Origin of the sequence: Mucilaginibacter sp. Bleaf8 (assembly GCF_018390515.1) — a bacterium.
In the GTDB taxonomy this organism is placed as follows: Bacteria; Bacteroidota; Bacteroidia; order Sphingobacteriales; family Sphingobacteriaceae; genus Mucilaginibacter.
On sequence record NZ_JAHBBK010000005.1, the window covers coordinates 15,435 to 29,938 of the forward strand.

Below are 14,504 nucleotides of genomic sequence, written 5' to 3' on the forward strand. Positions count from 1 at the left end.
GTTTATCTAATTGTGATTGGACAAGAATTTGCATTTACTTCCCAATACTCCTGACTGTAAGTCCCATCCGTCCAGGCGTACCGGTAATAACATCTATATCCTGTTCCATAAGGATTTGGCTCTGTCCGCACATTTTCTCTCCGTCCCGTCTGGCAAACACCGTTAACATATTTCTTATCAGGCCCTGTACAATAGTCGGTACTAATTGCGCAGTTCGATGAACTGCCGGTAACGACCCAGCGTTTACTATTATAAGTACTGCTTAATGCGTTCTGGTCTACTTGTTCTGCCTCCGTTAGTCCTGTATTTAAATTATCCACTTGCTGGCATCTAGTGCTACCAGTCATTTGCCATTTAGCCCGGGTAGATTGAGCATAATTGTATTGGTTTTCAGAAATTAGTTTAACACCATACGCGAAGGTTTCACCATATACTTTAGTCAGGCGGCCCTCAGCATCATATTCAAATTTGGAGTAAAGGTTATTGTTATCTAGTATGTAAGTTAATTCGCCCGAGAAATTATCGTAAACGTAGGACGCCATGATGGTATTTAGTGGTTTAAACCTAAAATCATCGAAGTAAGCAGCGCCTGTTCCATTGTTGATGCAGCCCACCTCAAGAGTTGCGTTTGCAGCTATTTGACTGCCTGGTATTTGCAAGCTTACCAAAACCCATGATCCTATCTTTTTTGTAGTATTTACGGTAGCAGTGTTCAGCGTACCACCATTTACACGGTAATATAAGGTTGCTTTATTCAAGTTGTCGTCAGCTTTAACCCATACTGCCGCTGTATATGCCCTCCCGGCTTTCAATTGGTTTGTATTTACGGTATAGCTTAAACCCGTTTGGCCAGCATTTAGCAAAGCTGAACTAACACCACTGTGACTCGCGGCCATTGAAACCGTAGCATTTCCTAAGTTCATACCGCCATAAAGCACCTTACCAGACAGCACACCGTCTTCCAAACCGGTATAGCTAAATTCTGCATACTTGGCATTACTGACCGTAGCAATCACTTTGCTTTGATTATAACCCATCTTCGTCGCCGCATATATTCCAGTCAGATCAACCGCCTCCAACGGATTGGAATACTTGTTATATAACTTAATCTCTGAAGTCTTAGTCCACTCAGACATCTGTTCGCCGCCACCAAATGGCGAGCTGGCAGTTCTGTTTAAGATCGTAAAATAAGGCTTAAAGTCCTTGGCCTGGGTGATGCCCTGCGATCTGCTCTGCGGCATCCACTGAAAGTTTTGGTAAGGGCGCCAGATACTCAAAGTCTTTCCACTTACAGCGTTTTTAGTGTTTACTACCTGCTCGTTATCATTGAGCATACTGGTCTGATCGCTCCAGATCGTAGCAGAAGCACTGATTATACCCTCCGTTGCATTAAAATCATCCAGCTTATACGTAATCTGTTGTGCGCTCTGGGTTAGCATATTCGCGTTTGACAAATTCATTGATTTAAGCCCCATCTTTGGATATAGATAATAAGCTGGAGTCACTAAAGTCATAGAGTGATTACCATAGCTGTCTTTAGATGACGTAGCTATAGGCTGACCTGAATAAAAATCGAATCCTTCCACGCTATTACTACTTCGCAAACCAGTCCTGTAATCAATTACTGTGGAGCCGGTAGATACTGCAGGCACATCTATTTTGGATGTCATCGTGTAGCGGGATTTGCTATCATTATACCTGCCTTCCGCAATTCGCTCTATGATTACGCCTTGCCGTTGATATTTGTCCAGATCATCAAGGTAAGTGGCACCATTGGCTGCAGCTGATGATGTTGGGTGCTTGTCATGCAGGTAATTATTGATGGTTTCGGCAACTTTGTTACCCTGATCGTCAAACTGAATCATCCGTTTTAGCGCTCCGATCCTGCTACTAAAGTCTTGCAGTGTGATGTTAGCTACATCCATATAAGAAGTGCTTGTTGATGCTTGTTTTTTAACATTGATCATGGACTCATTGAACACTTCGAACTGATATTGCGAACTTCCCAGAAACTTAGTTTCCTGCCCATCTGCTTGTCGGCTTATGCTCACACCTACATACTCGTACATAACGCCAGGCGCTGGCACTTCCCTAGCCAAGCCTAATAATTTTGAAAAGTTTTTATTTAAAATATTCTGGTATTTCGCATCTTCAGCACCTCCACGAAGCGGTACAGCATCCAAACCTAATGGCTCATACGAAGTTGTTCCAGAAGTTAGTCCATTACTTCCAGGTATATCGTAATTATATGTCGTTTGTAAGGTTACACCTGTTATTGGTTCTTTGTTGATCACTTGTTTTACCCTTATACCACCTCCATAATTATTTCCTATACCTCCGGCAGATAAATTACCGCCATAGTAGTTGGTACCACTGCGATACACAAAAACTTCTTTATAAAAATTTTCATCAGTAACGGTAATAGAACCTTCGTCCACGGAAGTAACCAAAAGACTGGGCGCTTCGCCGGATGATAAGCTAACACCAACATTTACTTCATATGGTTGCTCATCGTAATTTCCTGGATAATATTCAGTAATATCACCAGACAATATCATACGGACTTTGTCTCCCGTCTTTATAAAATCTCTAAGATCAACGCCGAAATATTTTTTAGCGTTTATTTTTATTTGAGAATTACCTAAACTTTCAACACCGTCAATAACTATCGAGGCATTTTTATATAATGCGACATTGCTATACGTATCAGATTCATAAACAATATCTGTTGTCATACCAAGTGCTTGGTGGACACGGCGTAAACTCCAAACATCTACTGATTTAGCAGAAGCTTTAGATGGCAGACGAGAAAGATTTTCGTTAAACCGATTATTAGCATCCTTATAATCCTGAAAGTCGGCTTTATACATATTCCACATATCATAGCTACCCTTTGAATAAGCAGGATTTTTTGTAGTTCGCATAGCGATTTTACCAACGCCCTTTAAGGTTGTTGTGTTAGGCCATTGAGGAAACTTAACTTCTAAGGTGCCATTAGCTGCATTTTTAATCAAACCATAAAAATTGGTTCCATTCATACTAAATTGAATAAGTTCACCTTCTTTAAAGACATTATCTGGGTCATTGAATAGATAAACCGATTGGTCAGTAGTTTTTAAGCTAATAAAACTAATATTACTGCTCCTTTTAATTTGCTCTTCGGGAATTTCATATTCAAACTCCGTTGGCGGTACCGTTTCCTGCCCTTGCTTGCCATACATGCTTACAGATAAAAGCGTCAGTTTACCTTGCTTAGGAAAACTCCACCAGTTTCTGGTATTGGAAGCACTATACATCTCACCGGCTTCATCAAAACTATTTTCCGTAAGCGGACACAGGCTATAATTATAATTTAATTGAATCTTACGCAAGACTTTAGCCGATAACTGCGGCAACGAACTCATATCGCCTACATCAATTACATTAAATCCAGTATTATTACCGTTGGTTAACATATTACTGTAACCGGCTGACTGTTGCCTTATTTGCTCAATGGATAGTCCTAGATCCTTATTATTAAATAATGTTACACTTTCTAATCTTAACTCAGCTGCTGGCCGTATTGGATTATCCAAGGTTTCTGTCCAACTTTTACTATCCGCTCTCATCTTTTTTGAGAAAATAGCCGTATGTGAGCCGGTAACTATGGCATCCAAATAGTATAACTCTTTTTTCCCTTTTGATTGATAAGCAAAGTTGTGATCAAGATCAATATTCTCACCCGAAAAAGGAGTGCTCCACATATACTGGCTCGCCCATTTACCGTACTCAAAATCTATCCAGTACCCCCAATCGCCCTGATCAACTTTCCCATTATTGTTGATATCCACATAGTCAGGGCCGGTCACAGCAGTAAGCAGCCAGCAGGTAGCATAAGGGTTGTTACGGGTTTGCGTATTATATTGAGAAGAGTTAGTAGGTGGATTCAGGTTCCGACTTATAGTTGTTTCACTATAAGCGTAGACAGGCAAGGCATAATGGTAGGTTACTCCGCTTTCATTGGTAATCATAAAACCGCCAATACGGCTATCTTTATCACCACTGTTTTTCAAGATAGTTGATCCATCGGGATTTAATTTCCGATCGAAGCCTTTGGCCTGTACATCTATAAAGCCTTTTAAGCTGGCGCTACCGTCATTAATTTCTGTATTCGTAAAATATTCAATATCTCTTGAAGACCCTAGCCGCTCTGACCCAGGGTCATAGCCGTAAGTACCATCGTTTATGCCATATTGCGGACTTTTGTCAAAATTTAATTTATAGGTACTGTTTGCTGATAATTCTTGCTGCACGTAACGGTTGGTGAACTCATTCATAAATCGGAAATGCAGCTTGCTTGGGTTGTTCACATAACTGGTTGCCGTTGTAACCGAAGGCGTTTGCCAGTTGCCATATTCATCGTAATAAGGCTCTCCAGGTGTTTCAGTATACACAATGTTGTCTCGGTTAGTGTGCGCACTGGTGGCAACACTACGACCTTTACCAAAAACTTCCATTTGGTAGCCATAAGGCCTTATGTAGCCCGATATGCCCTGCCCCATCACAGAGTAGGTATCATAATCTGGTAGTGACCCGCCAGTAGATTTCATTGGATCGTTCTTGTTTACATCCGTTAAACTGTAATTCGGATCGTTAACATCTGTTAAGTAGTAGGTATCATATTCTTTATTAGCCCCATAAGCGTCTTCCCTAGTCAGCGGATAATATAAGGTACCAAAAGTTGCTACTGCATTGGTTTCATCAGACCAATATCTGGTGTAGGATCGCTTTAAGGAAATTGACCCGAAACCCAAAGGAATACTGAGTCCCCAACTGCGGGTTTCTGTCTGAATTTTACCGGCAGTGATATTTTCAACGCCGCTGTATCCTACTCCACCAACACTTAAATTTACGCTTCCACCTGATGAACTAACAGACGCACCTAATAAAGAATGGTTTGACCGCTTCCCATCTTTTTGTCCGTCGCTGGAATATAAACTAATACCAGCATTAGCTCCAGCAGCTACACTTTTGAAATTGGTTGAAATGTTCAGGCCCAAGCTCCCTGTTAAATGATTTCCTTCTCCAAAGTTTCCAACGGCCAATCCCACACCGACACTCATATAAGGTGAAACACCGCCAAACGGGTCCAAGGATATGCCTAAACTACCACCAACAGATGCTCCTACGGATGGGGATAGGCTAAAAGAATATTGAGCACTTAAACCAGCCCAACCGCCAACTCCGGTACCTAACATACTATCGTGGGCTACAATAACGCCAAAATCGGCAGATAACACCCCCGTTAAGCCAACAGTAAGACCAACAGATGTTGTTGAACGATTACCCCCTGACCAATAATCACGAACAACATTCTCCTGTCCCTTAAAGTCATCAGGAAAACCGCTAACGGTCCTGTCAATAGAACCCGGATTGAGCGTCCATCCTAAACCCACCCAGGATGCTTCCTGCTCGGGCATGATACCAGCATGATAGGATAAAGAGAGCGGGTAACCGCCTTCAGGGCCAGGCACTTCGAGCAGCGGAACGTTATAAGCTAAATCGCCGCTAAGCATATTGACCATATCTGTCGTATCCACCGGCTCAAAACTCGCCGACTCGGGGCGGGCCGGGCCTGAGGTTAAAGCTAAAGCAATACTTGGCGTTAGGATGTTATTTAATATAACAACAGCAAGTGTAAGCGATATGAAACGTTTAATTGTGTAAGATTTTATCATGTACTATTTTATTATAGATATTTGATACAGGTTATCGACTTTCGTTCTATCAAATTCAAACTTTTGCTGACCAAGACCGAATCCGATTTCATCTATTGTCAGCATGTAATTCTTCTTCGCCGCCGGCAGTTGAAATACCAGTAATATATTATTGGATGCAGCAAGTCCATAAGTGTTATTAAAGGCGTAATTCGCTAATCTTACTGTATCTTTTCGATCAACTATCAGCCTGCAATACTGTGGAAGATTAAAAGACAGGTTGTTATTTAGCTGTGCATATTTGTTAATGTTGCCGACTTGTGATAGTGCTTCGCGACCGTGTCTACTGAAACTAAGTAAAAAATAACGCGCATTCTGAACAGACTGTATTTTCTTACCCAGTAATTCCGGCCGTATAACAGAAACGGCCATCTCGAAGCTATCGCGGTTACTAATGTGGTAAGTTAAACTATTGCCTGTATCCTTGATATATGCACTCAACTCCTTCTGGCTCATCTGACGCTTGGCGCAGGAACTTAAAAGGAAAGCAATACCGACTGAACAAAATATAATGTACCGTCGCATTCTTACTGGTTAATTTCTTTTAATACTATTTCAGTAATGTCAAACTCATCTTTTGCATAAGCTATAGTACCTGAGTTATTAGCAATCAGAATCATATCATAGCCTTCTCGCTTACCATATTCTTTAAGGAATTGATTCAGCTTTGTTAATGCTGCCTGCGTAAGTGCGGCTTCCTTTTCTCGTAACGAACCAGAAATGGCCATCTGGTAATCTTTGTATTGTTTTTTATGCAAGTTTAAAGAGTCGGTGTATTGCTGCAATATTACTTTGTTATTTCTGGCTTTCTCCATATTTAAAAAATCAACTTTCACCCTACCAGCTAAAGTGTCCAGCCTTTCTTTATACAGCTCGGTTTCACGCTCAAATTCCTTTTTTGCAATTTGCATTTCCTTGTAACCATTCAGGATTTTATTGGAATCGATATATGCTATCTTTTTGTTGAAGAAAAAATGTACTAATAAAGAACAGCCTACGGCGACTGTCACGCTAACTAGAAGATTTGTTAAAGAAACTTTCATTTATATTTTTGGAATAGTTGATTTTGATCATTGTTATGGACTGCCTATGTAATTGCAAAAGGGCATAAGCAAATAAACAGCCTTAGGAATTGAATGTATTTGAACACCATAAACCTCTCGGGAAAAGAATACTATTGTTGCGCTTTATTTTCCAGTACCCGGATACGATTTGCTTGTTTTCTGACAAAGGCTTCTTGCTTCTTTATTCGTTTGTTTTGTTCAATCAAATACAGTGTCATCTCCTCCATCTTCTTTACCAACAATCGGTTCATCTCTCCCAGGCTGATACCTTCTTTAGCTACTTCCTGCTCTGACGGCATATCTGGCAGGTGTTTGTTCTTATCAATGTACTCTTTCACCTCTGTAAGAGATGGCAGCTTATAACTTGGCTTAAATACATAGTCAGGCCAGTTAGCCTGTAGTTTTACATTAACTTCTTCTGCAATAAGCTTTCCAGCTACAGCCAGCTTATAACCTTTCGCATCAGTGGTGCCAATAGCAACATTGCCATTGGTCTGGAAGGTTGCAACCGCATTACCATAAATTGTACTACCAATGGCAAAGTTACTACCTGTGCTAAATACCCCAGGTCCAATTGCCCATCTAGCACTATTGTCGGTTTCTGATGCACGTGAACTAAAATGAATACTGGCTTCTCCGTTGTCACTTGCCGGTGTGAGCCTGATCAAGCCGTTAACTGATCCTTTCACATTCAAAGGAGATTGCGGGTTGGTAGTACCGATACCAATATTCCCGGTTGCGCCCTGAATAAACATACGGGTGTATAATGGAGACGTCGTTGTGTTTCCCTTCGTTTCGAACAACATGTTTCCGGTATAGTTACCCCCATCAGCAACTTTAATCCGGCCCGATGGTTCTCCTGTTCCGCGGTCATAGGTAGCAAAGTGGATTTCGGTGCTTGCTCCCACATAGCCGCTACCGTTGGTCAAAGTTAATATGGGTCCCTGACCTCCCTGAACATCCTTTCTTAGTTCTAAAAGTGTCTTAGGGGTGGCAGTCCCTATACCAATATTGGTTGTTGTGCTCCATGGTGTGTTTTGTGCATAAGAAGCACAGCCAGCCAACAGACAGGCTAGTAAAGAAGAAAGCTTTTTCATTCTGGAATTGTAATAGTGATTAAATCGATATACTTAGTAAGTTGACCGTGGTCAATCTTCTACGGCGATTTGTAACAACAGAAAGTTAGATGAGTTACGTAAGAATTGCGAATAGAGTTGCCCAGGCAACCAAATGAGAGTTGAAATCATCTTTTTGATAAGGTATTTAAGTCAGGTATGTGCTAATTCGTTATCAAAGTTATTACATCACTATCAAAATAGCAACTATACAACGCTTTATTTTCGACAGATGCAAAAACCAATTTTGGCTTCTGATAAATAATAATATGAAAGTGTGTAGGCTCATAATTGCCTTTTTGCTTCCTACTAAGAGCAGGAACTTCCCTGCTATTCAACATATAGCACTTTATATGAATTCCCCGGCAACAGAAATTTAAGTCTTTTCAGCACTATAAAAAGCTTTTTTTTAACTATAAATATTGATCTTTGCTCCTAAGAATTATAGTTTTTTGACAATCCCAGTGTACTACATTGAATGTTGGCAATACTAAAATATGAGTGTCTAACAGTGCGAGAAATGGGCTGCTGAATCCTTAGCGGCAATCATGTAGCAAGCTTGCAATATAGAACATACTTGTTTTATTATGAGTCAATTACATTTTGCAAGCTATTCATCTTCGGCTTCTCCCCCTTAAATAACGATATAACAATAGCTATCGCAACAATCTAAAAAGAGACACTACTGTTTTACCATATATCCGAATCACTCCCTCCATTTACGCTAAATTAGCTTTTATATGCAATGGCGTAGATGAAAGTATAACGAACAACAAAGAGGATATAAGTCAAAAACTCACACCTTCAACATTACAGAATGAAGAAAGCAAGCTTTGCTTGACCTTATTATAGGAAACATAATTTAAACAGGGAACCAGTGCGCCAAAACAAGCCGGACAACGTATCGCTAAATATTTACCTGACAGCGCTTGCCTCAGGTCATCAGTTAAAAGCCTGACGAAATTCCAGTGGGGATAAATTCGTCTTCTTTTTAAAAAGCGTGCTAAAGGATTGCGCGTGCTCAAAGCCCAGGGCATAGGCGATTTCGCTGACTGAAAGATTGGTTGTGGATAGCTTTTCTTTGGCTTTTGCGATCAGTTTTTCATGAATATGCTGCTGCGTGTTCTGCCCGGTATGAACCCGAAGCAGGTCACTCAGGTAATTTGGCGACAGGTTCATCTGCGCAGCCATATATTGTACCGTGAGCAAACCGGGTACGTCGCTGTTAAAGTAGTCATCGATCAACTGCTCGAACCTGGTCAGCAGCGCTGAATTATTATTTTTGCGGGTAAAAAACTGCCGCTCATAGAAACGGTTGGCGTATTTTAGCAGGCTCTCGATCTGCGTCAGAATAATCTCCTGGGTATGCTTATCAATATGCCTGCACTCCTTATCAATTTTATGGAGGATTATAATCAGGTCATCTTCTTCCTCGGCCGACAGGTGCAGCGCTTCGTTAACTGCATAATCGAAAAAACCGTAGTGATGGATACTGTTCGCCAGCGCATGCTGTAACAGAAAGTCCGGGTGAAAGATCAGGAGATAACCGGACCCGCATTCCATATTTTGCAGGTCCAGTTGTTGCACCTGGTTAGGGGCGGTGAAACTTAATACGCCTTTATCGTAGTCATAATGCTGCTGTCCGTACCTGATCTTGCCTTTGGCTTCGCGTTTGAGCGCCACGCAATAAAAGCGGTTAACGAAACCTTTCCATATCTCGTCTTCCAAAAAAACACTTTCCGCCAGATTGATCACGCTCACCAGCGGGTGGCGAGGTTGAGGCAATGACAGCAACCGGTGAAACTCCGATATAGAATTAATGGCGTTCATAAACAAAATTAATCAATTAAGCCCATACTAAACTCATCATAAGGTGCGCCTGTGTCCGAACCTAAAGGCACAATACTTTCCAGTTTTGAAAGATCTGCCTCTGTCAACTCAATGGTGGTAGCCGCAAGGTTTTGCTCCAGGTATTTTCTGCGTTTCGTTCCCGGTATCGGTACAATCCCCTTGCTCATGATCCAGGCTAAAGCCAGCTGCGAAGAACTGACGTTCTTTTCTTCGGCCATGGCTTCAATGGCCTTAACCAATTCTATATTCTTATTGAACATTTCACCCTGGAAACGCGGGATCGCTCTGCGGAAATCGTTCTCCAGCAAATCATCGATGCTTTTAATCTGTCCGGATAAAATCCCGCGGCCCAATGGTGAGTAAGCTACAAAGCCAATACCCAGCTCATTTAAGGTTTCTAAAACCCCACGTTCTTCCACCGTACGTTCAAATAAAGAATATTCGCTTTGTACTGCGGTGATCGGGTGTACGGCATGCGCCCGCTTAACCGTTTCAGACGATACTTCCGACAGGCCGATATAACCCACTTTTCCTTCTTTAACCAGTTCGGCCATGGCTTCAACCGTTTCCTCAATTGGCGTATTTTTATCCAGGCGGTGCAGGTAATACAGGTCGATGTAATCGGTATGGAGGTTTTTTAGCGAACGCTCTATTGATTTCTTTACATAGTTCTTTTTGCCATTGATGGCCCAGGTCACTTTATTATTGTCATCTATTTCCCAGCCAAACTTGGTGGCCAAAATATACTGATCGCGTTTACCGCTAATTGCCTTTGCAATGAGCTGCTCATTTTTAAGCGGGCCGTACAGATCGGCCGTATCCAGAAAATTACCGCCCAACTCCAGCGAACGGTGAATTGTTGCGATGGCTTCCTGCTCATCCGCAGGGCCATACATATGGCCTTCTTCAAAACCCGTCATACCCATACAGCCCAGACCAATCACGGGCACAACCAAACCCTGGCTGCCCAATGCTATTTGTTTTATTTCCATAATTCAAAGGTCGGTAAGCCCAATTGGGCACATGTATGCAAACCCCTGAAGCTTGTAAGCAAATCAAGGAATGATTTTCTAAATGGCTAATGGTATAAGGTGTTCGATTGAAGTCGTCTCCTGCCTTGCAAAACTATAGCCTACTAAAGCATTGATGTATATGGGCTATTTCTTTTTGGGATGACTGCTGTTCATGAATTATCTGCATAAATCTTTATACTCATAATAAAAGTACAAATAAGTTTGCGCAACCGATAGGTTGCACGTATATTTGCAACCTACCGGTTGCTTATTTAAGATTAAGAATGAAACAAGATATATTCCAAGCAATAGCCGACCCGACACGCAGGGCTATTTTGACGTTAATCGCTGTGCAGGCATTAACACCAAATGCCATGGCGGAAAAATTTGATATGACGCGCCAGGCAGTATCAAAACATATTAAAGTATTGCACGAATGCGAATTGATTAAACCTGTGCATAGCGGCAGAGAGATTTACTATCACTTTAATGCGAAAAAAATGCAGGAATTTGATCATTGGTTAGCCCAGTTCAGGCAAAACTGGGAAACTCAATTCAACCAACTCGACCAACTATTAACAACAATTAAAGAACAGAAGTAATGAACAACGATTTGCTATTTGATTTTAACGTTGACAAAACTGCCAAAACGGTTTACATCACCAGGCAATTTAACGCGGGACAGTCTTTAGTATGGGATGCTTTTACCAAAGCCGAACTACTGGACCAATGGAGTGCGCCTGCGCCAATGCGCGCCCAAACCAAGTACATGGATTTTAAAGTAGGCGGCAGGCGCTTTTACGCGATGGTAAGTCCCGACGGACAAGAGCGCTGGGCGGTTCAGGAATTTACTTCCATTACCCCGAAAACCAATTTTAAAATGTACAACACCTTTACCGACAAAGACGAAAACCGTGAATTGCCGGGCTCTGACTGGGATTACACTTTTAGCGAACAAAACGGCATTACTCAAGTAAACATTACCATCTATAATGAATCGTTTGAGCGGTTAGAAAAATTGCTCGAGGGCTTCAAAATCGGCTTCACGCTAACCTTAAAAAACCTGGAAGCACTGTTGGCCACCTTATCAGAAAAACAATAAAAGACAGTTTTACGACCATATTTAAAACTAAAATTATGAGAACCATTAACCCTTGGATCAATTTTAATGGAAATGCTGAAGAAGCATTCACTTTTTACCAATCAGTATTTGGTGGCGAATTCACAAAGCTTATTCGCTTTGGCGATCTGGCAAGCTCCGAATTTCCGGTAGCAGAAAAAGAAGCGAATAAAATAATGACCATTGCCTTGCCACTTGGCAAACACAACATGTTAATTGCCAATGATGTTCCTGAGTTTATGGGGCAGGTAAGCGAGACTGAAAACAGGTCAAAAATAGTAGTGAGTGCTGAAAGCCTTGAAGAAGCGGACAAAATATTCAACGGGCTATCAGCAGGCGGAGACATTGAAGGGCCCATTGGCGACAGCCCTTGGGGTACATACGCCGGTATGTTCAGAGATAAGTATGGTATTGAATGGATTGTGGAATTTGATCCTAATTATAACGGTTAAATTTACTCGAAGAAGAAAAGCGCTCCATGCCAATGGGTGGCACTTTTGCTTTTACATACTTCTCTTATCATTTCCAAGTTTTCTTTCATTAGAGTAATACCGCACTAACGCGAAGGTCATCCTGCTCATCTTACCAAAAGAAAAAAGCCTGTATTCCTTACGGAATCAGGCTTTAAATTTAACAGACAGTCGGCGTTATACGCCATTTTATATCATCATGGCAAGGCATTCAAAGGAATCAAACTCCATTATTACCATTCCTTGGTTGAAATGCGTTGCGGATTAGCGGTCTTAGCATCCTGACCGTCGTTGCTTGTCAAATAAACTTCCAATTGTTTATTAAGATAATTGAAATAGTTTACTACCTGACTGGTATAGCTTTCGTACTGGGTATCTTTAACTTTTTTGGGTAGTTCCTCCCATGCATAGGCTATACCATTAACTGGCGTAAAGGTTCCATAACGATTTCGTTGCAGCGGCATAAAAGTTAGGTTTGATGCCATTACTCTGTACTTTTCCTCTTTAAAATCTATCTTAAGGTCAAATGATAACTGACCTTCCTCCTGCCCAAACACAAGGCCTTTATGGTATAGTGTTAACCTTCCTTTTCCCTGTATACCAGCAGCTTCACTTTGGTTTTTGGCAATCCGGATGTCAGGATATTTCTTCTTGATAAATTCGTTCACAGTCGGTACCGGTTGCAAGGTATCGCCCAGGGATAGCGAATTTACCTGGTAGTACATGAGCTTATCATTATCATTAAGCACCAGCGCAGTACTTTGCGCATAACTATGGGCTGATACCAGAAATACAATGAGTGCTAAAATTATGTTTTTCATCTTAAGGACTATCCTTTATTATGAATAGTACTCAAAGATAAAGCAGGAATAATTTACATCACAGGTAAAATTTAAAAACCATAAACGGCTGCTACCACAAATTGCGAAGCGGTTTTAGTAGGTTGTCCATTACTTTTAACAAATGGCGATGCTTTATTGACATTATCGAGCCTGATTTCGGGAATAAATGTCAGGCCGCCTGTTTTCAGATTAGCTGTAAAAGTAAAAGCAGTTACCGAACTACCCGGAGCAATAGCAGACAATGCACCCTGGCTTGCACTTTTATTTTTAAAATACTCTCCTCTTAAACCTAAAGCCACAGCACCTGATATTGCATATTGGGGATACAAAGCCACACCCGAGAATCCGCCGCTTTGATCAGGTGAGGAAAAAGTAGCGCCATTTAAGCCCATCTTAAACTTCTCGGTAATTTGATAGCTTGTGGTTAGATCGAGTTCCGTACCTGACAACTTACCGCTTAACAGGTTAAAATAGGCAGTCCACCCTTTAACCGGGCTTACCATCAACTGCGCTCCGAATGTTGACACGTCTCTTTTTGATTCATAAACATTCCAGTTATCATTAAACAAGCCCGCCATCAGGCTCACCTTGTCGGTAAAGGCATACGTAAACTTTAAGCCGGCATTTTGGAAAGGGCCGTTAGTAAACAGATAAGAAGTTGAATAATTAAAATTGCCTACCGGGGCGATAATTTCATAGCCAACAAAGGTAGCCATATAACCTGCCGTAACATTCAATTTTCTGGTTAAATCATAACCTATATATAAGTTTTGAATATGAAAGCTATTTTCATCCGGCCCGTTAGGAATAGATTGATACTGCCCTCTCGGACCAAAGGATAACTCGCCTACAAACAGCGCTTTATTATATTTCTTTTTCACACCCAAATCAACCATACCAATAGATACTGAATTGGCCTCATTGGCAAAACTGGTTTGGATATTAGCATTTTTTTTACCTGCAAAATCAAGTTTATAATAAGTATCTACCGATCCGAAAATGGTAAGACCCGGATCAATAGGCGCTGGTATTACCTTAGTAGTGTCTTGCGCATGTGTAAGTAATGAGCATAGGGAGAGCACAACTGATAATAAAAGTGATTTTTTCATGTGAATAACTTTGTGTAAAGGTTGACAAGCAGGTTAATTGGATTTGTAAAGGCATAGCAATGGCTAACTACCCTGATTTTCATGTAAACAGAATAGCAAACAATGACGAAATAAAAACAGGTAAGTAGGTAAGCGCTGCAACCTTGCAAACTACAGCGCTTACT

At 41.2% G+C, this 14,504-nt stretch carries 11 protein-coding genes; 3 read left to right on the top strand and 8 right to left on the bottom strand.

The window, feature by feature from the left end; genetic code table 11:
- Nucleotides 1–2 precede the first annotated feature (2 nt).
- The 6 genes from KHS38_RS18910 to KHS38_RS18935 all read right to left on the bottom strand — a co-directional run bounded on the left by KHS38_RS18910 (nt 3) and on the right by KHS38_RS18935 (nt 10,778).
- Nucleotides 3–5,717 carry a hypothetical protein gene (locus KHS38_RS18910; RefSeq protein ID WP_213490125.1) on the bottom strand — a complete coding sequence of 1,905 codons (5,715 nt, stop codon included), beginning with the start codon at nt 5,715–5,717 and terminating at the stop codon, nt 3–5.
- A 3-nt stretch (nt 5,718–5,720) separates the two neighbouring features.
- Complete coding sequence (locus KHS38_RS18915) at nt 5,721–6,212, bottom strand: hypothetical protein (protein ID WP_213490126.1); 492 nt, start codon at nt 6,210–6,212, stop codon at nt 5,721–5,723.
- A 71-nt stretch (nt 6,213–6,283) separates the two neighbouring features.
- Nucleotides 6,284–6,799 carry an OmpH/Skp family outer membrane protein gene (locus KHS38_RS18920; RefSeq protein ID WP_213490127.1) on the bottom strand — a complete coding sequence of 172 codons (516 nt, stop codon included), beginning with the start codon at nt 6,797–6,799 and terminating at the stop codon, nt 6,284–6,286.
- Nucleotides 6,800–6,930: 131 nt separating this feature from the next.
- Nucleotides 6,931–7,917, bottom strand: a complete 987-nt coding sequence (locus KHS38_RS18925; RefSeq protein WP_213490128.1) for a hypothetical protein — start codon at nt 7,915–7,917, stop codon at nt 6,931–6,933.
- Nucleotides 7,918–8,877: 960 nt separating this feature from the next.
- A complete protein-coding gene (locus tag KHS38_RS18930) occupies nt 8,878–9,765 on the bottom strand; it encodes a helix-turn-helix domain-containing protein (protein ID WP_213490129.1) in 888 nt (295 codons plus the stop codon).
- Nucleotides 9,766–9,773: 8 nt separating this feature from the next.
- The gene (locus KHS38_RS18935; RefSeq protein ID WP_213490130.1) at nt 9,774–10,778 is read right to left on the bottom strand and encodes an aldo/keto reductase; all 1,005 of its coding nucleotides are present in this window, start codon (nt 10,776–10,778) and stop codon (nt 9,774–9,776) included.
- Nucleotides 10,779–11,083: 305 nt separating this feature from the next.
- On the opposite strand from KHS38_RS18935, the gene KHS38_RS18940 reads away from it, so the two are divergent.
- The 3 genes from KHS38_RS18940 to KHS38_RS18950 are packed head-to-tail and all read left to right on the top strand — an operon-like array spanning nt 11,084 to nt 12,371.
- Nucleotides 11,084–11,401, top strand: a complete 318-nt coding sequence (locus tag KHS38_RS18940) for an ArsR/SmtB family transcription factor (RefSeq protein WP_213490131.1) — start codon at nt 11,084–11,086, stop codon at nt 11,399–11,401.
- Nucleotides 11,401–11,901 (top strand): SRPBCC family protein, encoded by a 501-nt coding sequence (locus tag KHS38_RS18945; protein ID WP_213490132.1) that lies wholly within the window; start codon nt 11,401–11,403, stop codon nt 11,899–11,901. Before KHS38_RS18940 ends, KHS38_RS18945 begins: the two co-directional genes overlap by 1 nt.
- A 35-nt stretch (nt 11,902–11,936) precedes the next feature.
- On the top strand, nt 11,937–12,371 hold the full coding sequence (locus tag KHS38_RS18950; protein WP_213490133.1) for a VOC family protein: 435 nt from the start codon (nt 11,937–11,939) through the stop codon (nt 12,369–12,371).
- A 251-nt stretch (nt 12,372–12,622) separates the two neighbouring features.
- Here KHS38_RS18950 and KHS38_RS18955 read toward each other — a convergent pair whose 3' ends face one another.
- Nucleotides 12,623–13,210: a hypothetical protein gene (locus KHS38_RS18955; RefSeq protein WP_213490134.1), complete on the bottom strand. Its 588-nt coding sequence runs from the start codon at nt 13,208–13,210 to the stop codon at nt 12,623–12,625.
- A gap of 71 nt (nt 13,211–13,281) precedes the next feature.
- Nucleotides 13,282–14,340, bottom strand: coding sequence for an outer membrane beta-barrel protein (locus KHS38_RS18960; protein ID WP_213490135.1), 1,059 nt, complete (start codon nt 14,338–14,340; stop codon nt 13,282–13,284).
- Nucleotides 14,341–14,504: the final 164 nt, after the last annotated feature.

Coding starts and splice junctions, on each gene's coding strand:
- KHS38_RS18910 (WP_213490125.1), bottom strand. CDS start 5,717: ATGATAAAATCTTACACAATTAAACGTTTCATATCGCTTACACTTGCT.
- KHS38_RS18915 (WP_213490126.1), bottom strand. CDS start 6,212: ATGAGCCAGAAGGAGTTGAGTGCATATATCAAGGATACAGGCAATAGT.
- KHS38_RS18920 (WP_213490127.1), bottom strand. CDS start 6,799: ATGAAAGTTTCTTTAACAAATCTTCTAGTTAGCGTGACAGTCGCCGTA.
- KHS38_RS18925 (WP_213490128.1), bottom strand. CDS start 7,917: ATGAAAAAGCTTTCTTCTTTACTAGCCTGTCTGTTGGCTGGCTGTGCT.
- KHS38_RS18930 (WP_213490129.1), bottom strand. CDS start 9,765: ATGAACGCCATTAATTCTATATCGGAGTTTCACCGGTTGCTGTCATTG.
- KHS38_RS18935 (WP_213490130.1), bottom strand. CDS start 10,778: ATGGAAATAAAACAAATAGCATTGGGCAGCCAGGGTTTGGTTGTGCCC.
- KHS38_RS18940 (WP_213490131.1), top strand. CDS start 11,084: ATGAAACAAGATATATTCCAAGCAATAGCCGACCCGACACGCAGGGCT.
- KHS38_RS18945 (WP_213490132.1), top strand. CDS start 11,401: ATGAACAACGATTTGCTATTTGATTTTAACGTTGACAAAACTGCCAAA.
- KHS38_RS18950 (WP_213490133.1), top strand. CDS start 11,937: ATGAGAACCATTAACCCTTGGATCAATTTTAATGGAAATGCTGAAGAA.
- KHS38_RS18955 (WP_213490134.1), bottom strand. CDS start 13,210: ATGAAAAACATAATTTTAGCACTCATTGTATTTCTGGTATCAGCCCAT.
- KHS38_RS18960 (WP_213490135.1), bottom strand. CDS start 14,340: ATGAAAAAATCACTTTTATTATCAGTTGTGCTCTCCCTATGCTCATTA.